Here is a 22009-nt window from a genome sequence, read left to right as displayed (position 1 = left end):
GGAGATAGGTATATGAAAAAGTGGATTTGGATCATAATCGGTGTTCTGGTTATTGGGTTTGTTGGATTCCAGTGGTATAACTCGAAAACGAGCAGCGCGGAAACTGTTCAGCAGGTCCGAACGGCTGTGGTTCAAAAAGGCAAGCTGGAGGTGAAAGTCAGCGGCTCAGGTTCAGTTGCAGCCGTGACCAGCGAGGATATCACAGCCAACGAGGATAATAATGAAATTGATGAAGTATTAGTTTCTGCCGGTGAAAAAGTAAATGAAGGAGACGAATTAATCACCTTCACAGATGGCAGCGATCCAATTACGGCACCTGCTGACGGAACCATCACTACTGTATCCGTTAAAGACGGTGACCGGATAACAAAAGGAGAGGCTGTGGCCCATCTTACCGATTATAGTGATTTAGAGACCGTAGTACAAATTGATGAGCTCGACATTCCAAAAGTGAAAAAGAATCAGACAGCTACGGTAACCGTCAATGCTTTTCCTGATCAAACCTTTGCAGGAAAAGTGACGAGTGTCGCTAGAGAAGGCTCTTCCGAGAACGGCACATCAACATTTGATGTAACGATACATTTTAATAAACCGCAAAATTTAAAAGTGGGCATGAGCACGGAGGCAAGTATACTGACGGAAACGAAGAAAAACGCCCTTTATGTTCCGGTTGATGCTGTGTACACCAGTAATAATGAAAAGTATGTTCTTGTTGCTTCAGCAAATGCGGGAACTGATAACAGCTCATCTTCTGCTGCCGGCAATACACAGAAACAAACGGTCAAAACTGGTATCGCCAATGAAGATTATGTGGAAATTACTGATGGGGTATCAGAAGGAGAAACCGTTCAATTACCGCAGCTGGCTTCAGACAGCTCATCGTCCAGTCAACAAAGAGGTGCGATGCAAGGCTTTGGCGGTATGGGGGGTATAACTGGCGGCATGCCTCCAAGCGGAATAAATAAAGGATCCAGCAGCAACAGCAATGGAAGGAGCGGCAATTAATGGGCACTCCTATAATACAAATCAAGAATATGATGAAAACGTACAAGCTTGGTGGTGAAACGGTGCATGCCTTAAATAATGTTTCGCTTGAGATCAAAAAAGGTGAATTCCTAGCGATCATCGGACCCTCAGGTTCAGGCAAATCAACATTGATGAACATGCTTGGTTGTCTGGACCGCCCCGATCAGGGCTCCTATTTTCTCGACGGAAAAGATATTGAGGAAATGGATGATAATCAATTAGCTTTGATCCGCAATCAAAAAATAGGTTTTATTTTTCAAAATTTTAATTTATTAACTAAACTTTCGGCACTGGAAAATGTGGAACTGCCGCTTATCTATTCCGGGGTTCCAGCAGGGGAAAGACGTCTGCGGGCATTGGATAGTCTCATGAAGGTTGGATTGAAGGATCGGGCAGGGCATATGCCCAGCCAGCTTTCCGGCGGTCAGCAGCAAAGGGTCGCCATCGCCCGGGCGCTCGTCGGGCAGCCGTCAATTCTGCTGGCGGACGAACCGACAGGGGCCCTCGATAGTAAAACCAGTAGAGAGATCCTCGAACTGATGCAGGAATTAAATGAATTAGGTCATACGATTATTTTAATTACGCATGATTTAGCTATTGCCAAGCAGGCAAAACGAATGGTTAGTATCCAGGATGGCCGGCTGCAGGAGAATGGAGGTGATTTCCTTGAGAATCTTGCAATCCATTAAAATGGCACTCAAAAGTGTTAAATCGAATAAGCTGCGATCCATTCTCACGATGCTGGGGATTATCATCGGGGTGGCTTCGGTGATCGTGCTGGTGTCGATTGCCCAAGGTTCAACCAAAAATGTGACCAGCCGAATCAATCAATTGGGAACCAACCTATTAACGGTAAATACCTATAGCACGGACCTTGAGTTAACGGAAGATAAAATTAGTGAATTAGGGGATCTGAACGGTGTCAAAGCGATATCACCGGTCGTCTCCGGACGGGTAACGGCCAAAAAAGATAGGACCACATCCCAGGTCAGTTTAACAGGGACAAACGCAGCATATTCCGATGTTCGCGATGCAAAGGTCAAACAAGGCCGGTTTATCACGGATCTTGATGTAGAATATCGGCAAAAAGTCGTCGTGCTTGGCTCGGAAACAGCCTCCACCTTATTTGGGGCAAGTAACCCAGTGGGGGAGCATATTCAGTTAGACGGTGTTTCTTATAAAGTTGTTGGCGTTTTGGCCTCAAAAGGAAGTTCGATGGGGCAAGGCGGCGATAATACCATAATCGTCCCCTTGAGTACCGGTGAGCGGTTAGTTGGAAGTACGACAATTAGTACTGTTTATCTAAAAGGGAAAAGTGAGGATCAAATGGACTTCGTCATGAATGAAGTCAAAATGAAGATGGCCAGCCTTTATCCCGGTAAAAGTGATGACTACGGGGTCACAAATCAACAGGACGTTATGGATACGATGAGTTCTGTATCGGAAACAATGACATTGATGCTTGGGGGCATTGCCAGCATCTCCTTACTTGTCGGCGGGATCGGCATCATGAATATAATGCTTGTGTCAGTGTCGGAACGGACCAAAGAAATTGGCATCCGTAAAGCAATTGGTGCAAAACGCCGGGATATCCTGCTGCAGTTTTTAATTGAAGCTGTTGTTCTAAGTGCGCTGGGCGGCATTATTGGAATACTTTCAGGACTTGGCTTGGGAGAACTGGTCTCAACCTTAACAAGCATGAGCATTTCTTTCTCTACATCAGTCATTCTTTACTCATTCCTATTCTCACTGGTAGTCGGAGTTGTGTTTGGCGTATTCCCAGCTAACAAAGCATCCAAACTAAATCCAATTCAGGCACTTCGTTATCAATAAAAATGATGCCTGACATCCAATAAAGATATTTTTCAAGGAGGAGTTATATAAGTATGAAAAAAACACGAACTGCACATTTATGGATTGGATTAATTAGCTCAATTTTTATTTTTATGGAATCGCTAACGGGTTTGATTATGAATGAACCGTGGTTGATTGGCCAGTCACAATTAGAAGAACGAGGCAATTTCCAGCCCGGACAGATACCGGCGAATCTGAATCAGCAGGGTACCACTTCAGCGTCAAGCTCCCAATCGGGGACAACTCAAAGTCAGGCAAATGACCAGTCTCAGGCTACCGCTCAACCTAATACCAATGGTCAGAACAATAATGGCACAAACGGCCAATTTCCGGGAGCTGGCGGAGCATATGGAAGAGGTGGATTTAAAGGAGAAGGAGCTGGCACCCAATCTGTTATGGGGATCGTTAGAGGCCTGCATGAAGGAAGAATTGGAACAACAGATATAAAATGGCTTATTGACCTGATTGCCATCGCCATGATGCTCTTAACAGGAACAGGGATCTATTTATCAATTAAGATCCTGGGGGCAGACAAAAAAAGGAAAAAAACAAAGGTGGAGCGAACAGTTGTTTAACATGAATCGACTCCAATTTATTAGCGAAAGTAGACCGTTTATTAGCGAATTTAAACCTTATATTAGCGAATTATATGATTTATTAGCGAATCTTGAATAATTATTAGCGAAGCAACACAAGTATCCTATACCGCAACTGCTCACTTCATATATAATAAAGCTAGTATTTTTTTGAGGAGCTGTAAACATGCGTTTATTGGTTGTTGAAGATAATCTTCCTTTATTAGAATCAATTGTTCAACTTTTATCTGATGAATTTGAGGTGGACCAAGCGTCAAACGGTGAGGACGCCTTATTTTTAGCAAGGCAGAATATTCATGACGCCATCGTGTTAGACGTGATGATCCCAGAAATTGACGGTTTTGAAGTGTTACAGACGATTCGTAAGGAAGGCCTGCAAATACCGGTTCTATTTTTGACCGCACGCGATTCACTCGAGGACCGTGTGAAAGGACTGGACAGCGGCGGCGATGATTACTTGGTCAAGCCATTTCAGGCCGCTGAATTAAAGGCGAGGATCCGGGCCCTATTAAGACGGAGCGGCAGCTTAACGACTAATCAAACGATTCAATATCGTGGCATTGAATTATTTGGCAAAGAAAAAGATATTCATGTGGATGGAGAATCGATTAAACTGACTGCAAAGCAATATGAATTGCTGGAATATTTAATCCAGAATAAGGGTGCTATTTTGACAAAAGAACAAATTTATGATCGTGTATGGGGCTTTGATTCTGATACAACAATTGCGATTGTTGAGGTATTTATGCATCACCTCAGAAAAAAACTTGAACCATTTGGCTATCATTCTGATATTAAAACGATTCGCGGTGTTGGCTATATGCTGGATGAAAAGTAGGGATAGTCCATGTTTCGAAAAACCCATATTAAGCTTACATTATTAAATTCACTCGTCCTGATTATCCTGATTGCTATTCTAGGAAGCATCATTTATTTTTATACTGAAAGTAGATTATACCTAGACGTAAACCGTTCATTAGTAGATTCCATTCAGCATTTTCAACAGCGTTCACCTGATGATATGGATGATCCAAGCATTGTGCCTCAGGGACCCAAGTTTATTCGTAGAGATCCGCGGATTATGACCTTAATATGGGATCAGAATCACCAGCTGATAACTGACCAAACACGTGATTCTCAATTGTTTCAAGATTATGAAAAGAAAATCCGTCCGAAAAAGCTGAATTCTTTAGAGGATGTATCCGTGGGGAACTTCTCCTATCGTTATATTGCTTTCGAAGTAGATACTGATATAGGGAAAGTAACCGTTCAATTTATCCGTAATGTGAACTCGGAAAAAGAATTATTAAATAGACTTTTTCTCATTATTATAATAGGCTGTGGGGTGGGCATCATTCTTGCAGTTGGGTCAGGATACTTTTTGGCGGGGAGAGCCTTGGTTCCGATCAAGAACGCCTGGCAAAAACAGCAGCAATTTGTGTCTGATGCTTCACATGAGCTGCGGACTCCCCTAGCCGTTATTCAGGCTAAGACAGAATTGCTTTTTCGCAGCCCGCAGGCTACCGTTCAGGATAAAATACATGATATCTCTACGATCTCAAATGAGTCCAGACGTCTTTCCAAGCTTGTGGCGAACCTGCTAACACTTGCCAGGTCCGACTCAAATCAGTTAGAGATGAACAAACAGGTATTTCGCCTAGACGGACTCTTGCAAGAGATCGTCCGGGATTACGAGGAAATTGCCTTATATCAAGAAAAATCGCTTACTTTGGACGCGCCTGAGCCTGTAACTTTTGTTGCTGATAAAGAAAGAATTCATCAGCTAATCGTCATTTTGCTGGATAATGCCTTGAAATACACGGGTGAAGGAGGAAAAATTCAGCTTTCCTGTCACCAAAGCCATTCGTCCATCTTTCTAAAGGTAGAAGATAATGGCATTGGAATTCCAGAGCAGGATATTCCCAAGATTTTTGACCGGTTTTTCCAAAGTGATAAAGCAAGAACGAAAGCGGAAGGAACCGGATTAGGGCTGTCGATCGCCAAATGGATTATTGAAAAACATCACGGCAAAACAAGGGTTCAAAGCAAGCTGGGTGAAGGAACAGCGATTGAAATGATCTTCCCAAGAGCGCAAAAAAATTAAAAAATTATTTCCAAGAGCTTCTCGTGGCGGCAATGTCAAAGATCTGCTGTCAAAATTTATTAGCAATCAAAACCTATTCCGGTAAGGGTTGCAGCAGGGTAAGCATTTGACGCCCGATGTCTCTTGGGGCTTGTTTTTGACTTGAAAATCACCAACAATGTAATAATAGTAATATATATGTCAATATTGTGAACCTTATTGACAGCGGTTACATTAGAAAATATACTGGTACTAAGTTGATAAACAGTGAAGAGATGAGGAGATCACGCAATGCCCTGATTTTTTTGGGAAGCTTTGTGGTCTCCTCTTTCATTTCTGTATAGTCTACTTAATATTTTCATCTCAATGAAAAAAGAGGAGGAACATTTATGACAGCATTTTGGGGTGAATTAATCGGAACAGCCATTCTAATTACGTTAGGGGCAGGTGTTTGTGCTGGTGTCAATTTGAAAAAAACACTGTCTAACGGAAGCGGTTGGATTGTCATCACATTTGGCTGGGGATTTGCGGTAGCAATGGGCGCCTACGCAGTAGGACAATTTAGCGGCGCGCATTTAAATCCAGCATTGACGATTGCATTAGCATTCTCAGGGGACTTTCCTTGGAGTCAAGTACCTGCTTATATTATTGCCCAGGTTATCGGTGCTGTGATTGGAGCGGTACTCGTCTACTTCCAATACCTGCCACATTGGAAAGTGACAGATGATCCAGGTGCGAAATTAGGAACTTTTGCGACTGGTCCGGCAATTCCTCATACTTTTGCAAACCTGATTAGTGAAATGATTGGTACATTCATTCTTGTTTTAGGAATACTAGCAATTGGTGCAAATAAATTTACCGATGGCTTAAATCCATTAATCGTTGGCTTCCTCATTGTCAGCATCGGCTTGAGCCTAGGTGGAACAACAGGATATGCGATTAACCCAGCACGTGACTTTGGTCCGAGATTAGCCCATGCCTTCCTTCCAATTCCAGGAAAAGGAGATTCTAACTGGAGATATTCTTGGATTCCGATTGTTGGCCCAATTCTTGGCGGAAGCCTAGGAGGTTTATTTTACAAAGCAGCATTTCTTGGAAAAACAACGGCAAGCCTTTGGGTTGTTTTAGCGGTAACGATTGTTGTTCTTGCTGTTGCTAAAGTAAAGGGCACAAAACCTGAACCAGAGTTTACTTCAACTACTGAAAAAATTAGTGCATAAGCTATTGAAAAGGGGAAATTTCGATGGAAAAATACATTTTATCTCTTGACCAAGGTACAACAAGCTCACGGGCAATCCTGTTTAATAAAAAAGGTGAAATTGTTCATATCGCTCAAAAGGAATTTACACAATATTTTCCAAAACCAGGCTGGGTAGAACATGATGCAAGTGAAATTTGGGGTTCTATTTTATCCGTTATTGCTACCTGCTTGGCAGAAACGAACACTAAACCAGAGCAAGTAGCTGGTATCGGGATTACAAACCAACGGGAAACAGCAGTAGTTTGGGATAAAAATACAGGGGTTCCAATCTATAATGCGATTGTCTGGCAGTCCCGGCAAACCGCGGAAATCTGTGAAGATTTGAAAGCAAAAGGCTATGACCAATTATTTAGAGATAAAACGGGATTATTAATTGATGCTTACTTCTCCGGCACAAAAGTAAAATGGATTTTAGATAATGTAGAAGGTGCAAGAGAAAAGGCAGAACGCGGCGATCTTCTTTTCGGAACCATTGATACATGGCTCATTTGGAAACTTTCCGGCGGCCAAGCTCATGTCACTGACTACTCAAATGCATCGAGAACCTTAATGTTCAATATCCATGAACTTAAATGGGATCAGGAGCTGTTGGACATCCTAACCGTTCCAGCTTCAATGCTTCCGCAAGTCCGTCCATCATCAGAAGTTTATGGTAAAACAGTTGACTACCATTTCTTCGGCTGCAATGTTCCAATTGCCGGGGTCGCAGGCGACCAGCAGGCAGCACTCTTTGGCCAAGCATGCTATGAAGAAGGCATGGCGAAAAACACTTATGGAACCGGTTGCTTTATGTTAATGAATACCGGTGAAAAAGCCGTAAAATCGGAACACGGCTTGTTAACAACGATCGCATGGGGAATTAACGGAAAAGTAGAATATGCCTTAGAAGGAAGTATCTTTGTTGCCGGTTCTGCTATCCAATGGCTTCGTGACGGCTTACGGATGTTCAAAAATGCGGCTGAAAGCGAAGAATATGCTACATCGGTATCCTCCACGGATGGAGTATATATGGTTCCAGCGTTTGTTGGCCTGGGAACTCCGTATTGGGACAGCGATGTCCGCGGGGCAGTTTTCGGTTTAACTCGTGGAACAACGAAAGAACATTTTATCCGGGCAACATTAGAGTCCCTTGCATACCAAACAAAAGATGTGTTAACTTCGATGGAGGCTGATTCCGGCATTTCGCTAAAATCTTTACGCGTAGATGGCGGCGCAGTTGCCAATAACTTCTTAATGCAATTCCAAGGAGATCTCTTAAATGTACCGGTAGAGCGTCCAGTCATTAAAGAAACAACGGCATTAGGCGCAGCTTATTTAGCAGGACTTGCAGTTGGCTATTGGGATAGTCAAGAGGAAATTGCGGCTCAATGGAATATGGACCGCGCCTTTACACCAAATATGGCCGAAGAAGAAAGAGAAAATCTTTATACCGGTTGGAAAAAAGCTGTAAACGCTGCTAGAGTATTTAAATAATATTTTTGCAGCCTTAGAAAAAAGGAAGGGCCACTTTCAGATTAATTATCTGCGAAGTGGTCTTTTTTTGCTAATTAGGAAAGTACTACGAGAAAAAGGGGAAACGCCCTTTTTGGTGACTTTAACCGGCACGAGACAAGAGCAGTTGTTTGAAATGCTTAATGGCTATTGGCGATTTCAGGTTTAACGGTAGCGAGTATGCGTTATGAGTACTTCCGCACAATTAGAAATCTCTTTTTGAGCAGCGCCAATTTTTTGAAAATTTATGTTGTAATACTATAATATATAGTGTAATATTACACTTGTATTATTAGTAATTTATCCCACTGGGGGTTGTGGATGTTGAAGAAAATGGTTCGATTATGGTCCTTATGGTTTGGCATTATCCCTTTGGTTCTTTCTATCCTTGCCTTTTTTATGATGAATGTTAGTTCTCTGATGATTGGTGCACTTGCTACACTTATCGTTGGCGGGCTGCTTGCCGGGTTTATCGCCTCGATCAAACAGGAGATATGGGAAAAATCAGGGCATAATGTTCTGTTTTTTCTTTATCCGCTGGCCTACACGGCAGTACTATGGGCTGTTTTTATGCTGATTAGCGGGGGATTTTATGGATCCGAAGTTTGGTGGTATTATGGCATTTCTCATATTGCGATGGCTCCGATCTATTTTATGGCCATGTTTATGGGGGAAGGAAGACTTTTTCTATGGGCACCGCTTGTCTATGAACTGGCCTTTGCAGCAGCAATAATGGCTTCCGTTGCTTTTGGTAAGTTACGTCCTGCGTTCCATAAGAAGCAGCTGCTTTCGATTTTGCTTGTGTTTGCCCTGGCGATTTCAACTGGGGCAGCTGTCGAGTGGCATCGCAGTAAAACGGTCCTCCCTTCCTATGGATTTAAATATGGAGGCGGATACTCCAGTACAGACTTAACACCCTACGAGGTGACGAATCCGGACAATAAACTGCCTCAGCTAAATACAAAGTCTTCATTTATAATATCTAATCCAAATGAAATGCCCATTTTGGATGGAGCAGAGGCAGCCTATCCTGTCTATTCCGGATTTGCTAACGCTACCTATAAAAATATTAAAAACGTGATGGCAGAAAAAGAAGTTGTCACTTTTACCAACACGATTTATGCCTATGAACGCTTATTGTCAGGTGAAATAGACATCTATTTCGGCGCCGAGCCGTCAAAAGAGCAGCAGGAGATGGCGAAAAAAGCAGGAAAAGAGCTGGTTATGACGCCAATTGGTAAGGAAGCATTTGTGTTTTTCGTCAATCATAAAAATCCCGTTGATGATTTATCAGTAGCTGAGATTAAAGGAATCTATTCCGGCAAAATTAAAAACTGGTCAAAGCTGGGAGGAAACCAAGCAAGGATAATCGCTTTCCAACGGCCAAAAAATTCAGGAAGCCAGACACTTTTAGAAAAGATTATGGGGGAAACACCGATCATCGAGCCATTAAAGGAAGATGTTCCTGAAGGAATGGGCGGTATCATTGAACAAGTGGCAGATTATCGAAATTATGACAATTCCATCGGCTTTTCATTTCGCTTTTTTGCCACTGGCATGAGCCCGAATCCGGATATTAAACTGCTTGCCATTAATGGCATCGAACCAACCCCCAAAAACATCGGGAGCGGGAAATATCCTTTTACGGCCAACCTCTACGCGATTACCTTAAAAGATAACAGAAAGCAGCAGGTTCAGCCGTTCCTCAAATGGATGCAGGGATCACAAGGCCAGGAAATTGTCGAAAAAATAGGCTACATACCAGTGAATTGAGCAGGTGTCAGGCACCACAACAGTATATCTAGCAAGTTAATGGGAACAAACTTCTAGATATCGATGTTTTAGTGGTGTCTGACAACGATAAAAAAATTTAGATTTCGATAATAACTGGCAGGATCATTGGTTTTCGTTTGGTTTGCTCAAACAGATACCGGCCGACAGCTTTTTTAATGTTTTGTTTAATGATGTTCCATTGACGAATGTTTTCTGCCTGCAGGCCATTTACTGTTTTTTTGACAATGTTATTGACTTCTTTTAAAAGATCTTCAGAATCCTTTACGTAGACAAAGCCGCGGGTAATCGTGTCAGGCCCCTGAATGATGTTACGCTCGCCCTTACTTAAAGTAATCACAATGACCATCATTCCGTCCTCAGACAATTGTTTACGATCCCGCAGGACAATTTCTCCAATGTCGCCAATTCCCATCCCATCAACGTAAGTGTCCCCTGAAGGTATCGCTCTCGTTTGTCGGGCAATACCATTTTCAATGTCGACAACATCCCCGTTTTTAATAATAAATATATTTCCTTTTTCCACTCCAACCGATTCAGCGAGCAAGCGGTGGTGGTGGAGCATCCGAAACTCGCCATGAATCGGAATAAAATAGGTAGGTTTTATTAGGGAGAGCATGAGTTTTAAGTCCTCTTGGTAGCCGTGCCCGGAAACATGCATCCCTGTAGAAGAGCCAGAGCCGTATATTACCCTGGCACCAAGTTGAAACAAATTATCAATAATTCGGGAAACATCGCGTTCATTCCCGGGGATTGGGGAGGCAGCCAAAATGACAGTATCTCCGGGGTAAATGGCTACATCCCGATAATTGCCGTTGGCCAGCCGCCCAAGGGCGGCCATGGGTTCCCCTTGACTACCGGTACAGAGGATGGCTACTTTTTCAGGAGCGAAATGTTCAACTTCGCCTGCTTCAATCAGCATTCCCTCTGGTACATCCAAAATCCCGAGTTCAATCGCAACGGAAACAACGTTCACCATACTTCGCCCCAACAGAGCCAGTTTTCGGTCTGTCTGTATACAAGCAGCCACAATTTGCTGGATTCGATTCACGTTTGAAGCGAAGGTTGAAACAAAGATTTTTCCCTGCGCGTGGATAAAGGCCTCTTCCAAATGAACGCCGACCATTTGCTCCGAAGGTGTTGAGCCCTTTCGCTCGGCATTGGTACTTTCTGAGATTAAGGCGATTACCCCATTTGTACCAATTTCCGCCATTTTATGAATATCCGAATATTGATTGTTCTCCGGGGTTAAATCAAATTTGAAGTCGCCGGTATGGACCACATTTCCTTCAGGCGTATGAAAAACAATGCCAAGGCAATCGGGGATGCTGTGGCTTACCCTGAAAAAGGAAACTCCAAACGCTCCAAATTCGAGCTTTGATTCGGAATCGATTGTGACCAGTTTGGTACCGCGATTGAGCTTATGCTCCTCCAATTTTAGTTGGATTAATCCCAGTGTAAATCGGGTTGCGTATATTGGTACATTTACTTTTTTCAAAAAATAAGGAATCCCGCCGATATGATCCTCGTGTCCGTGAGTAATGATCAGGGCGCGAATTTTTTCTTGATTCTCCTCCAAATAAGTAATATCAGGAATAATTAAATCAATTCCTAACAGACTCTCATCGGGGAACATCCCACCACAGTCAACAATGACGATATCGTCAGCATATTGAAGGACATACATATTTTTTCCTATTTCATTGATGCCGCCCAGGGCAAAAATGGAAAGGATATTTTTATTAACAGGCAATTTTGTTGAACCCCCTATCCCGAATTGGTTACTGGAAGTATTCCCCTTTTTCAAGTCAAATATTTTACTTCCTCTATCTTATTTTTCTGAATTAACAACATTAAAAATATAAAAACATGTCTAATGCTACAAATTACAATATTTGACAAATTACGTATAAGGTATAAAATATAAGTGTAAAAAAATTTAGAATGAAAAGGAGGAATCAGCCATGAATTACTTATCGCCGTTTAGGAAACGTGCAAGGGACTTAAGTGCTGAAATGTGGGATTCCTTCAGTGATTTCTTCAACGAGAATTTCTTCGAACCTGTGAGAAGTGATGCCCACTTATTACGCACAGATATCAGAGACGATGGGGATCATTATGTGATTGAGGCTGAGCTGCCAGGTTTCGACAAAAACCAGATCAAGGTGGAATACGACCGGAACTATCTAACCATTTCTGCGCACCGTGAAGCAGATATTAAGGAAGAAAAGGAAAACTATATTCGTCAAGAAAGACATATGGGTGAATTCGTCCGTCGGTTCTATGTAAAGGACATTGATGAAAATGCCATTGATGCCACCTTTAATAACGGAATTTTAACAATTCGTTGCACTAAAACGAACATCCCCAAAATTGAACAAAAACAGATTCCAATTCATTAATAATTTTGGCACCTGGCTCCAATGAGTCAGGTGCTTTTATATTTTGGGAGAGAAGCTTCTCTAAAAAATTTGAAATTTCTTCCTTAGAAAAAGTGGATATATCAGTGTAAAATAGAAACAGTGGTTTAGTGAAGATAATATATTAACAGTTAAGGAGCGACTTTAATGACAAAGAAAATGAATGTAGAAAGCTTCAACCTTGATCATACAAAGGTAAGAGCGCCTTACGTCCGCTTAGCAGGGATTAAAGAAGGAAAGAACGGGGATGTCATCCATAAATATGACGTTCGTTTCAAGCAGCCAAACAAAGAGCATATGGAAATGCCGGCGCTTCATTCACTTGAGCATCTGATGGCCGAAAATATCCGCAATCATTCTGATCATATTGTCGATGTAAGTCCAATGGGCTGCCAAACAGGTTTCTATGTAACGGTCATCAACCATGACAATTATGACGAAATCCTCGATATTCTTGAAAAAACATTGAAGGACGTTTTAGCTGCCGATGAAGTTCCTGCCTGCAACGAAGTCCAATGCGGCTGGGCAGCCAGCCACAGTTTGGAAGGCGCCCAAGAACTGGCAAAACAAATGCTGGCGAAACGCAGCGAATGGACAGAAGTATTCTAGAGAGGTGAATGGAACCATGTGAATTTTTCGCATGGTTCAACTATTTTTACAAAAGCAGCTTTTTAATGAAATAAAAAAAAGGGATTATCTGCTATTCAGCAAGATCATCCCGTTTTTTGCTTATGGCTGCCTTCCGCTTCTGTTTGTAAAAAATCCTTGATTTCTTCGATTGTTAACCCTTGCTGTTTGGCTGTTGCTATTAGTTCGACCCACTCTTGATCTATAGCGGCGTTCAAAAATTCACTCCCTTTCTACAATCCCCGGAAACTATTAACAAGTATCTTTCAACCAGTAAATATATCCTATCTTTACCTTAACCTACGAAGGTTAAAAACTAGTTAAAAAACTTATAAATATACTAAAAAAAATCAGGACTTTTTTCCTGATCCTAAAAATGCTCTATTTTGTTGAAAATTTATACCCGAATCCTCTAACTGTTTGAATAAAACGTGGATTCTTAGGGTCCATTTCGATTTTTTTCCTTAATGTACTTAAATGGACTTGGACCGTTTTTAGCTCAGCCTCTGAATCTATTCCCCAGATCAGATCATATAATTGTTCTGCACTGAATACTTGGTTTGGATGTTGAACAAGGTGGAAGAGGAGCATACGTTCCTTGGCAAATAATTCAATCATTTCTCCCTTTTTCTTTACTGTTTTATCGGAAAAATTGATGGTTAAATTGCCAACGGTTAATTCATTGGAACTGTTAACGCCTATTCTTCTAAGGTTAGCTTTTATTCGTGCGATTACTTCAGGAGGATCAAACGGTTTTGTAATGTAATCGTCGCAGCCAATTTCAAACCCTTGAATAATCGTATTTTTTGTTTTTTCCCCCGTAATAAAAATGAGGATTCCTTCTGATAGTGAACGATATCTGCGGGCAATCTCAAACCCGTTTTGGTCTGGAAGATTGAGGTCAAGTAAAACAATATTGGGGATGTTCTCTTCCATCAGCTGCAGGCCATCAGCGGCGGTCGCAGCCGAATAGACCAAAAATCCCTCCCGCTCAAGATAGAGTCGTAAAATTTCAATAATAGAATCGTCATCTTCGACTATTAAAATGGTAATGGGACCCATAGATTCATCTCCCTATGCAGTTTGGAGAAAATTCTGCTTACACTAAATATACCATAGTAGAAGCATCTAATGTAATACATACGCTGTACCATTACCTTATTGTGTAAAAAATGGTATGATAATAATGATTGCTGGATACTATATTAAAGGGATGTTGGCGATGAAGTGGAAATCTCGTAGTTTGATAACGATAATCGTCATCATTGGATTGTGCTCGATCACATCTGTGGTTGACGCAGCATCCAATGGGAAAGCCGTAGCAGGAGAATTTAAAATTTCTCATTTCACTAAGGATCAACTTATCAAATTGAATGGAGAATGGGAATTTTATTGGCAAAAGCTGTATACGCCAAGGGACTTCATACAAAAGGATATCGCTAAAAACCGGCAATTTGTTACGGTTCCTCAAGAATGGACGAGCTATAACTTCCAGGGAAACCATTTACCTTTAGCGGGATATGCAACCTATCGTTTACGAGTGCAGCTTCCCCAAAATGCACTAGGTACGGTGAAGGCGATTTATATGCCAAGCGAAGCATCTGCTTATCGTTTATGGATTAACGGCAAAGAAATGTCGAAAGTGGGCACCGTCGCAACCAATAGAAAGGAAATGATCCCGGATAATAACCCTAAAGTGATTATGTTCAAAGTCGACTCTAATCCAATTGAACTCATCGTTCAAATATCCAATTTTCATCAGCGCCGGGCAGGCTTGGAAGAGGGGATCCTAATCGGAGAACCGGAGCCTGTTATGGCTTACAAAGAAAAATCGATTATTTATCGCACCATCATCATTATAAGCATTGTTATCATCGGACTATACCATGCGGCTTTATTTTTATTTCGAAAAAAGGAATATTCCTTTCTCTTCTTTGCGATTGTCTGTATCGTTGTGGCTGTTAGGGCAACTATTCAAGAGGAAGGACTCGCCTCTTATTTGTTGTCCTTTTTAAGCTGGGAAATCGCCTGCAAACTGGAGTATCTTGGGGCAACGCTGGGCACCCTCTTCATTGCCTTATTTTCCTATACACAATTTCCACAAGAAATGAATCGGAAACTGAGGAATATCATCACGATTGTCTGGACGGTTAACAGTTTATTTATCATTGTGACCCCGGCAGTGATTTATACGAGGGCGATGCTTTTGATTCAAATCCTGATGATCATTACGTTTCTTTATATTATTTACGTTTATTATCTGGCTGTCCGGGCGAAGCGTGAAGGTTCCTATTTGAACACAGCAGCTATTATCGTGATGTTTGCTGCAATTCTGAATGACACCTTCTATTTTAATAGACTCATTGCTACCACCGAACTAGCTTCTGTCGCTCTGTTCTTTTTCTTGTTTACACAAGCGATTATTCTCTCGAAAAAATATGCAACCTCTTTTGCTAAGACAGAACGCTTGTCAGAAGATTTGAGTCGGATGAATGCATCATTGGAGCAGCAGGTACTGGAAAGAACGCAGGAGCTCAAACAGGCAAATGAAGAGCTGTTCATTACCAATCAAAAGTTATACGAAGTCCAGCAGTCAAAAAACAAATGGATTCGCAATATTTCCCATGAAATTGCGGCCCCTTTAACCAATATTCGTTCTTACACAAAAGGGATGCTTGATGGGGTTATTCCACCGGAACAAAAGTATATTCAACTGATTTATGATCAGAGTCTCTACTTTTCACGAATGTTGCATGACCTTAATGATATTTCAGAAATAGAAAACCACCAGATTAAATTTACCTTGGAACAAACGGATATTCGTGAGTATTTTCGTAGTTTATATGAAAAATATAAATGGGATATCGAGAAACAGGGGATAAAATTTATTATGATAGATAACCTTCCACCGCAAACGCAATACATATTTATCGATACCACCCGAATTGAACAGGTGATTGTCAACTTATTGAAGAATGCGCAGCGCTTTGTCAAAGAAGATGGGAAAATATCTCTGGAGCTCGCCCAGGAAAATACGAATGAGGTTACCATCAAAGTACGTGATAATGGGATTGGAATCAAGGGAGAAGAAGTTGGGCTGGTATTCAACCGGTTCTTTAAGAACAGTACTAAGGGAAAACCGCATAGCGGAGCGGGGCTGGGGCTGGCAATCGCAAAGGAAATTATTGAATATCACAAAGGGACAATAGCGGTTGAAAGTAAACCTGGTAAGGGCAGTTGCTTTTATTTTAACGTGCCGATCATGAAAACAGCCATAGAAACCCAATTTGAAGGTGCCTGACACCGGGCATTTCAATTGATTTATCCCCCTTTTTTTGATTAGTTTAAATGTAAACAGAAAGATTTTGAGCTGTACCCTGATTTAAAATAAGGAGCAGGAGAGAACTTATATGGGAAAAAGAGTAGTGATTACTGGTATTGGAGCGGTCACTCCTTTAGGAAATGATGCCTATACCACATGGAATAACATTAAAAACGGTGTATCCGGGATTGGACCGGCTACCAGTATCGACACGGAGAAAGTAGATATTAATATTGCAGCAGAGGTAAAGGAATTTGCACCTGAACAATTTATTGATAAAAAAGAGGCCAGAAGAATGGGACGTTACAGCCAATTTGCGGTAGCGGCAAGTAAAATGGCTGTAAAAGATTCCGGGATTGAAATTGGCAGGGACATCTCCCCTGAACGTGTCGGTGTTTGGATCGGCTCCGGGATCGGCGGTTTAGCAGAATTCGAGGAACAACACCGCAGGTTTATTGAAAAAGGCCAGAGAAGAGTTAATCCGTTTACGATTCCATTGTTTATTCCGGACATGGCGGCCGGTCAAGTTTCGATTGAACTTGGTGCAAAAGGGATCAATAATTGTTCAGTTACCGCCTGTGCCTCAGGTGCCAATTCCATCGGCGATGCCTTTCGCGTCATTCAGAAAGGCGATGCGGAACTAATGATTGCCGGGGGAACAGAAGCAACGATCACTGAAATGACCATCGCCGGATTTTCCAATATGACCGCGCTTTCGAAAAATCCCGATCCCCAAACGGCAAGTCGGCCATTTGATAAAAATCGTGATGGATTTGTTATCGGTGAGGGGGCCGGAATTATTATTTTGGAAGAAATGGAACACGCTTTAGCCAGAGGTGCAAACATCTATGCTGAGCTGATTGGCTATGGGGGCACTGGTGATGCTCATCATATTACAACCCCGGCACCGGACGGGGAAGGAGCAATACGGGCGATGAAAATGGCATTAGCGGATGCCGGAGTTGCTCCGGAACAAGTGGATTACATCAACGCCCATGGTACTTCCACTTATTATAATGATTTATACGAAACGTTGGCGATCAAGGAAGTTTTCAAAGAACATGCTTATAAGCTTTCGGTCAGTTCGACAAAATCGATGACCGGTCATTTGTTAGGAGCAACTGGTGCAATCGAAGCGATTTTTTCTATTTTAGCGATTAAAGAAGGGATCATGCCGCCAACGATTAATTATGAAACGCCTGATGAACAGCTTGATTTGGATTACGTCCCCAACGTGGCAAAGAAAAAAGATGTGCAAGTAGTATTATCGAACTCCTTTGGATTTGGCGGTCATAATGCAACATTAGTTTTTAAAAAGGTGTAAAGAAAATTTCACAAAATCGACATGCGAAGGACCTGCAAAAAGATATAAATTTGTTATGCTTAAGATAGAAAACATAATAGTTGGCTAGAGACTTGGAGAAAGCCATAAAAACCAATGGGAAGAGCTAAAGAGTGATTTCCCTAGGTTTTTATGGCTTTTTTTCAATAATAGGAAGGAAAGGTGACTAATCATGACAGAAATGATCGAAACGGACGTAGTGGTCATCGGCGGAGGAGTAACGGGGGCAGGAGTGCTCCGCGACCTGGCGCTTCGCGGCATCAAGGCAGTATTAATTGAGCAGCAGGACTTGGGCCATGGCACCTCCTCAAGAAATCACGGACTACTTCATTCGGGGGCACGTTATGCTGTTCGTGATGAAGAAGCAGCGATTGAAAGCTATCAAGAAAACTTAATTTTAAAAAAGACAATCCCGGGATCCATTGAAGAAACCGGTGGTTTATTTGCAAAAGTGCCTGAAGATGCAGATGAATACGTTCAAAAATGGCTGGCAGCTTGTAAAAAGGTGGGAATCCCTACTGAACAAGTCACCCTAGAACAGGCGCTAAAGCAGGAGCCCTATTTAAATAAAAAAGTACAAGCGGTTTATCGTGTCCCTGATGGAGCGGTGGATGTTTTTACCTTGGTGATCGATGTTGTCGCAGATGCGGTTGCCCATGGAGCTAAAGCGCTGAGATACCATGAAGTGATCGATGTACTTTTGGATCAAAACCGGGTAAAAGGTGTAAAGGTTCGCGACGTGTATAGCGGTGTGGAAAAAAACATCTATGCCAATATTGTTATAAATGCGGCAGGCCCATGGGGAACACAGATTGCCCAGATGGCAGGAATTCCGCTTCATCTCATTAATAATAAAGGCATGCTGGCCGTTTTTAGTCACCGGTTTAATCGGCAGGTCATTAATCGGCTAAGGATCCCGGGAGATGCTGACATTTTCGTCCCCGCCCATGATGTCACGATTTTTGGTACGACTGGTGTGAATGTCACCGATCCAAATGATACATCTCTTGACCGGCAGGAGCTTGAAAGGATGCTGGCAGAAGGACAAGCATTGATTCCTTCCATTCATGAGATGCGTATGATCCGTGCCTATTCCGGCAGCCGTCCGCTTTATCAAGAGTCAGCTGATCTCAATGATAAGAGTGGAAGAAATGTTTCCCGTGGAATTGCTTTATTGGATCACCAGAAACGGGATGGACTGGCAGGCCTTATTACCATTACCGGGAAAGCTAACGACTTTCCGGCTAATGGCCGAAATGACGGTTGACTTAGTTTGTGAAAAGCTTGGTGTTAACGTTAAATGTACAACTGCTGAGGAAATAGTTCCGCAGCGTAAAGTTGAAGGATATTTTAATCAGATAGATATGGCCCCGGCGGCAAGGAATAAACTAAAATCTTGGGCTGGAACAAAAGCAGTACAAATTGAATCCGCCTTACGGGAAGAAAATACGGTTATTTGCGAGTGCGAGCAGGTAACATGGGCAGAAGTGGAGGCAGCGATTCCCGAGGATGGGCGCTTTCACCTCGGCGATATTCGACGCAGAACCCGCTTAGGTATGGGACCTTGTCAAGGAACCTTCTGTCATCACCGGGCTGCGGCGCTAGCGGTGGAAAAAGGGAAAGCAACATCGGAAGAAGCGGATTGGGCCCTTAAGCAATCGATGATTGAGAGGGAAAAAGGAATGGGCGTAGTGGCAACGGGAGAAACAGCGAAGCAGCAACAAATGATGGCAGCCATTTACCTTGTCTCATTAGGATTAGAAAGGGAGGAACGACAAAATGTTTGATGTGGTTGTTATAGGTCAAGGCTTATCTGGATTATTATCGGCGATATCGGCTAAAGAACAAGGCTTTCGAACCGCTTTAGTATCCATTGGTTCCGGTAAAATCATCCAGTCAACCGGTGTCATGGACTTAATTCCTGGCTCACACGGAGGATTAAAAGAGTGGATGGAATTTCACCAGCTGACAGTTGGACAAAAACAAGGCGCCATCGATGCCGTGGAACAATTTAAAGAGTTAACTGAGAGACTTGGATACCCATATTCCGGTGATCCCGAAAAACCTGTCCAAATTGTAACCGGTGCCGGGCACGTAAAAACAACAACCCTCTATCCACAGACGATTAAACCGGTTCCGGAGCGAGGCCACGTTGTTGTAGTCGGCTTCCAAGGGATCAGCGATTTTCAGCCGGCTTATGTCGCTGGAAATCTTCACAAGCATCGGCCGGATCTTATCATTGATACGATGAAGATTTCATTAGGAAAACATTCACAGCGGACAATGACACAGTTAGACGCTGCCCGGCTGTTAGATCAAGAGGAAGTTCGTAACGAATGTTTAACACAAATAAAGCAGCAACTCACGGAAAAGAACATAAGGCGTCCTTCCTTATTTATTTTCCCAGCATCATTAGGGATAGAAAACTGGAGGAAAACAGTAGAGCAGTTTACCAGAGAGCTAGGCACAGCAGTGACGGAAGCACCGGGGATGCCGCCAAATGCAACAGCGATCCGTTTGAATGAACGGTTAAAGAAACAGGCGGTGCGCTTAGGAATTCGCTTTTACAGCGATACAACAGTGACAGGGTTTAAAGCGGATGGCCAAATGATCCAATCATTGATGATTAAAACGGTAAATCAGGTAACAGAATTACAGGGAAAACAATTTGTGCTGGCAACCGGTGGAATCTTAGGCGGCGGTTTGGAGGCAACACCTAGTGGGCTTAAGGAAACGGCCCTTGGACTAAAAACGGATGAGGAGGGCGCATTGCTGAATTGTCCGGTTAACCTCCATCCAGTTGGAGCAGCAAATGGATTGCAAAATACACAATATGGCATTACCGGAGGCATATTCTCCATCGTGTCTGCCTATCAAACGATTAATCAGGTTTGTCAACTTGCATCAGTAGAAGGAGGAACCCGCAGTGCTTGATTTTGACTTATTTGAACAAACCTATGAAAAATGTCTAAAATGTAATGCATGTGTGGTGAACTGCCCTGTTTCTAATACAACCCTGGATTTTGGCGGGCCTAAGCATCTGGGACCGGAATTAAAACGGCTGGTGAACCAGCAGCAAACGATTGATGATAAACGTATTGAATTATGTACCTTATGCGGAAATTGTGACATGTCCTGTCCGGAAAATGTCCATGTTTCCACATTGACTGCCTATGCCAAGGCGATTCATTCTGACCAATCAGGAACCAAATTCCGTGATTTTGTCTTAAGTAATGCGGAAACAGTAGGAAAGCTCGCCTCTTCATTTGGACCGATTACCAATTTGGCAATGGGAATGAAGCCGGTTAGAAAAGTGATGGAAATGGTCATGGACATACCCGCCGAACGGCAGTTTCCAAAATATCGCTTTAAGAACTTTAAGCGGATTTATCATAAGAAGACAGCCGGTACGAAGCGGAAAGTAGCTTATTTTGTTGGCTGTTATGCCACTTACAATGCGCCAGAGGTCGCGGAAAGCTTTATCAAAGTCATGAAATACAATGGTATTGAAGTAGCCGTTCCCGATCAAAAATGCTGCGGGGTGCCGATGTTCGCTAACGGGCAAATGACACAAGGATTGAAAAATGCCAATTATAATATTAATAGTCTTTTAGAATATACCCGCCAGGGCTACGATGTCGTCTTAACCTGTACCAGCTGTACAATGGCTCTTAAAAAAGAATATGTCTCGTTTTTAAAATCGGCAGGGGCTAAAGAATTGGCCAGTCATGTTTATGATGCCGATGAATACCTGCGGTTGTTAAAAGACAGCGGCGAGTTAAATATGGATTTATCACCAATGAAGGAAAAAGCCGGGTATTATGCTCCATGTCATATGAAAGCCCAGGGAATCGGTAATCCGGCTATGGACATTTTAGAATTAATACCTGGTTACGAGATTCAAGATGTAGGCGCCGGCTGTTGCGGGCAATGCGGTACATTTGGCTTTAAAAAGGAAAAATATGATGTGTCAATGAGAATTGGCAAGCCGATGGCCGAAGCGGTAAAAGAAGTAAATGCTGATTATACGGTTACAGAGTGCGGAATGTGTAAAAACCAGCTGGATCAGTTGACAGATAAAGTGGTCAAACATCCAATGCAGATCTTAGCGGAGGCCTATGACAGTTACCGCTGATTTTATTGTTCTTGCGGCAGGAAGAAACTCATTTAGAAGAAAACAGCAACGGAGACCTCCC

General features: G+C 42.5%; 20 protein-coding genes. 17 read left to right on the top strand and 3 right to left on the bottom strand.

All coding sequences use genetic code 11. The features are described 5' to 3' along the window. The first annotated feature begins 12 nt into the window (after positions 1 to 12). From RCG24_RS12645 to RCG24_RS12605, 9 genes are all read left to right on the top strand, one after another. On the top strand, positions 13 to 1005 hold the full coding sequence (locus RCG24_RS12645; protein ID WP_308077156.1) for an efflux RND transporter periplasmic adaptor subunit: 993 nt from the start codon (positions 13 to 15) through the stop codon (positions 1003 to 1005). Then, entirely contained in the window at positions 1005 to 1715 is a 711-nt protein-coding gene (locus tag RCG24_RS12640; RefSeq protein WP_308077155.1) for an ABC transporter ATP-binding protein, read from the top strand. Before RCG24_RS12645 ends, RCG24_RS12640 begins: the two co-directional genes overlap by 1 nt. Then, positions 1693 to 2859, top strand: a complete 1167-nt coding sequence (locus RCG24_RS12635) for an ABC transporter permease (RefSeq protein ID WP_308077154.1) — start codon at positions 1693 to 1695, stop codon at positions 2857 to 2859. The genes RCG24_RS12640 and RCG24_RS12635 overlap by 23 nt, the downstream gene beginning before the upstream one ends. Before the next feature lie 53 nt (positions 2860 to 2912). Continuing rightward, complete coding sequence (locus RCG24_RS12630; RefSeq protein WP_308077153.1) at positions 2913 to 3455, top strand: PepSY-associated TM helix domain-containing protein; 543 nt, start codon at positions 2913 to 2915, stop codon at positions 3453 to 3455. Between the two features lie 187 nt (positions 3456 to 3642). Beyond that, entirely contained in the window at positions 3643 to 4314 is a 672-nt protein-coding gene (locus RCG24_RS12625; RefSeq protein ID WP_308077152.1) for a response regulator transcription factor, read from the top strand. A gap of 9 nt (positions 4315 to 4323) precedes the next feature. Then, the gene (locus RCG24_RS12620) at positions 4324 to 5580 is read left to right on the top strand and encodes a sensor histidine kinase (protein WP_308077151.1); all 1257 of its coding nucleotides are present in this window, start codon (positions 4324 to 4326) and stop codon (positions 5578 to 5580) included. A 368-nt stretch (positions 5581 to 5948) separates the two neighbouring features. Next, positions 5949 to 6779, top strand: coding sequence for an MIP/aquaporin family protein (locus tag RCG24_RS12615; RefSeq protein ID WP_202652866.1), 831 nt, complete (start codon positions 5949 to 5951; stop codon positions 6777 to 6779). 23 nt (positions 6780 to 6802) lie between these two features. Further along, a complete protein-coding gene (gene glpK / locus RCG24_RS12610; RefSeq protein ID WP_202652865.1) occupies positions 6803 to 8293 on the top strand; it encodes a glycerol kinase GlpK in 1491 nt (496 codons plus the stop codon). 339 nt (positions 8294 to 8632) lie between these two features. Further along, positions 8633 to 10084, top strand: a complete 1452-nt coding sequence (locus RCG24_RS12605; RefSeq protein WP_308077150.1) for a PstS family phosphate ABC transporter substrate-binding protein — start codon at positions 8633 to 8635, stop codon at positions 10082 to 10084. A gap of 97 nt (positions 10085 to 10181) precedes the next feature. Here RCG24_RS12605 and RCG24_RS12600 read toward each other — a convergent pair whose 3' ends face one another. Next, positions 10182 to 11855, bottom strand: coding sequence for a ribonuclease J (locus RCG24_RS12600; RefSeq protein ID WP_308077149.1), 1674 nt, complete (start codon positions 11853 to 11855; stop codon positions 10182 to 10184). Between the two features lie 211 nt (positions 11856 to 12066). Here RCG24_RS12600 and RCG24_RS12595 point away from each other — a divergent pair, with 211 nt between their 5' ends. Further along, complete coding sequence (locus RCG24_RS12595) at positions 12067 to 12504, top strand: Hsp20/alpha crystallin family protein (RefSeq protein ID WP_202652863.1); 438 nt, start codon at positions 12067 to 12069, stop codon at positions 12502 to 12504. A 165-nt stretch (positions 12505 to 12669) separates the two neighbouring features. After that, on the top strand, positions 12670 to 13131 hold the full coding sequence (locus RCG24_RS12590; RefSeq protein WP_202652862.1) for an S-ribosylhomocysteine lyase: 462 nt from the start codon (positions 12670 to 12672) through the stop codon (positions 13129 to 13131). A gap of 104 nt (positions 13132 to 13235) precedes the next feature. On the opposite strand, the gene RCG24_RS12585 is transcribed toward RCG24_RS12590, so the two are convergent. Together RCG24_RS12585 and RCG24_RS12580 are read right to left on the bottom strand one after the other, a co-directional pair. After that, complete coding sequence (locus RCG24_RS12585; RefSeq protein ID WP_202652861.1) at positions 13236 to 13367, bottom strand: anti-repressor SinI family protein; 132 nt, start codon at positions 13365 to 13367, stop codon at positions 13236 to 13238. A 163-nt stretch (positions 13368 to 13530) separates the two neighbouring features. Continuing rightward, positions 13531 to 14211, bottom strand: a complete 681-nt coding sequence (locus tag RCG24_RS12580; protein WP_202652860.1) for a response regulator transcription factor — start codon at positions 14209 to 14211, stop codon at positions 13531 to 13533. Between the two features lie 115 nt (positions 14212 to 14326). Between RCG24_RS12580 and RCG24_RS12575 the strand changes: the two genes are divergently transcribed. From RCG24_RS12575 to RCG24_RS12550, 6 genes are all read left to right on the top strand, one after another. Continuing rightward, positions 14327 to 16450, top strand: coding sequence for a sensor histidine kinase (locus tag RCG24_RS12575; protein ID WP_308077148.1), 2124 nt, complete (start codon positions 14327 to 14329; stop codon positions 16448 to 16450). A 109-nt stretch (positions 16451 to 16559) separates the two neighbouring features. Then, entirely contained in the window at positions 16560 to 17795 is a 1236-nt protein-coding gene (gene fabF / locus RCG24_RS12570) for a beta-ketoacyl-ACP synthase II (protein WP_202652858.1), read from the top strand. Between the two features lie 190 nt (positions 17796 to 17985). Beyond that, a complete protein-coding gene (locus tag RCG24_RS12565) occupies positions 17986 to 19080 on the top strand; it encodes an FAD-dependent oxidoreductase (RefSeq protein WP_308077147.1) in 1095 nt (364 codons plus the stop codon). Further along, positions 19061 to 19600: a (2Fe-2S)-binding protein gene (locus tag RCG24_RS12560; protein WP_308077146.1), complete on the top strand. Its 540-nt coding sequence runs from the start codon at positions 19061 to 19063 to the stop codon at positions 19598 to 19600. Before RCG24_RS12565 ends, RCG24_RS12560 begins: the two co-directional genes overlap by 20 nt. Beyond that, positions 19593 to 20747 carry an FAD-binding protein gene (locus tag RCG24_RS12555; RefSeq protein ID WP_202652856.1) on the top strand — a complete coding sequence of 385 codons (1155 nt, stop codon included), beginning with the start codon at positions 19593 to 19595 and terminating at the stop codon, positions 20745 to 20747. Before RCG24_RS12560 ends, RCG24_RS12555 begins: the two co-directional genes overlap by 8 nt. Next, a complete protein-coding gene (locus tag RCG24_RS12550) occupies positions 20740 to 21948 on the top strand; it encodes an anaerobic glycerol-3-phosphate dehydrogenase subunit C (RefSeq protein ID WP_202652855.1) in 1209 nt (402 codons plus the stop codon). Before RCG24_RS12555 ends, RCG24_RS12550 begins: the two co-directional genes overlap by 8 nt. The last annotated feature ends 61 nt before the right edge of the window (positions 21949 to 22009 follow it).

Source organism: Neobacillus sp. OS1-32 (assembly GCF_030915425.1).
In the GTDB taxonomy this organism is placed as follows: Bacteria; Bacillota; Bacilli; order Bacillales; family Cytobacillaceae; genus Neobacillus; species Neobacillus paridis.
This window is presented reverse-complemented; position numbering and strand designations above follow the sequence as displayed.

What these genes read in the sequence shown, in the direction of transcription:
- RCG24_RS12625 (WP_308077152.1), top strand. Translation starts at nt 3,643, where the DNA reads ATGCGTTTATTGGTTGTTGAAGATAATCTTCCTTTATTAGAATCAATT.
- RCG24_RS12615 (WP_202652866.1), top strand. Translation starts at nt 5,949, where the DNA reads ATGACAGCATTTTGGGGTGAATTAATCGGAACAGCCATTCTAATTACG.
- RCG24_RS12645 (WP_308077156.1), top strand. Translation starts at nt 13, where the DNA reads ATGAAAAAGTGGATTTGGATCATAATCGGTGTTCTGGTTATTGGGTTT.
- RCG24_RS12560 (WP_308077146.1), top strand. Translation starts at nt 19,061, where the DNA reads ATGGCCGAAATGACGGTTGACTTAGTTTGTGAAAAGCTTGGTGTTAAC.
- glpK (WP_202652865.1), top strand. Translation starts at nt 6,803, where the DNA reads ATGGAAAAATACATTTTATCTCTTGACCAAGGTACAACAAGCTCACGG.
- RCG24_RS12555 (WP_202652856.1), top strand. Translation starts at nt 19,593, where the DNA reads ATGTTTGATGTGGTTGTTATAGGTCAAGGCTTATCTGGATTATTATCG.
- RCG24_RS12575 (WP_308077148.1), top strand. Translation starts at nt 14,327, where the DNA reads ATGATAATAATGATTGCTGGATACTATATTAAAGGGATGTTGGCGATG.
- RCG24_RS12630 (WP_308077153.1), top strand. Translation starts at nt 2,913, where the DNA reads ATGAAAAAAACACGAACTGCACATTTATGGATTGGATTAATTAGCTCA.
- RCG24_RS12565 (WP_308077147.1), top strand. Translation starts at nt 17,986, where the DNA reads ATGACAGAAATGATCGAAACGGACGTAGTGGTCATCGGCGGAGGAGTA.
- fabF (WP_202652858.1), top strand. Translation starts at nt 16,560, where the DNA reads ATGGGAAAAAGAGTAGTGATTACTGGTATTGGAGCGGTCACTCCTTTA.
- RCG24_RS12595 (WP_202652863.1), top strand. Translation starts at nt 12,067, where the DNA reads ATGAATTACTTATCGCCGTTTAGGAAACGTGCAAGGGACTTAAGTGCT.
- RCG24_RS12580 (WP_202652860.1), bottom strand. Translation starts at nt 14,211, where the DNA reads ATGGGTCCCATTACCATTTTAATAGTCGAAGATGACGATTCTATTATT.
- RCG24_RS12590 (WP_202652862.1), top strand. Translation starts at nt 12,670, where the DNA reads ATGACAAAGAAAATGAATGTAGAAAGCTTCAACCTTGATCATACAAAG.
- RCG24_RS12620 (WP_308077151.1), top strand. Translation starts at nt 4,324, where the DNA reads ATGTTTCGAAAAACCCATATTAAGCTTACATTATTAAATTCACTCGTC.
- RCG24_RS12640 (WP_308077155.1), top strand. Translation starts at nt 1,005, where the DNA reads ATGGGCACTCCTATAATACAAATCAAGAATATGATGAAAACGTACAAG.
- RCG24_RS12605 (WP_308077150.1), top strand. Translation starts at nt 8,633, where the DNA reads ATGTTGAAGAAAATGGTTCGATTATGGTCCTTATGGTTTGGCATTATC.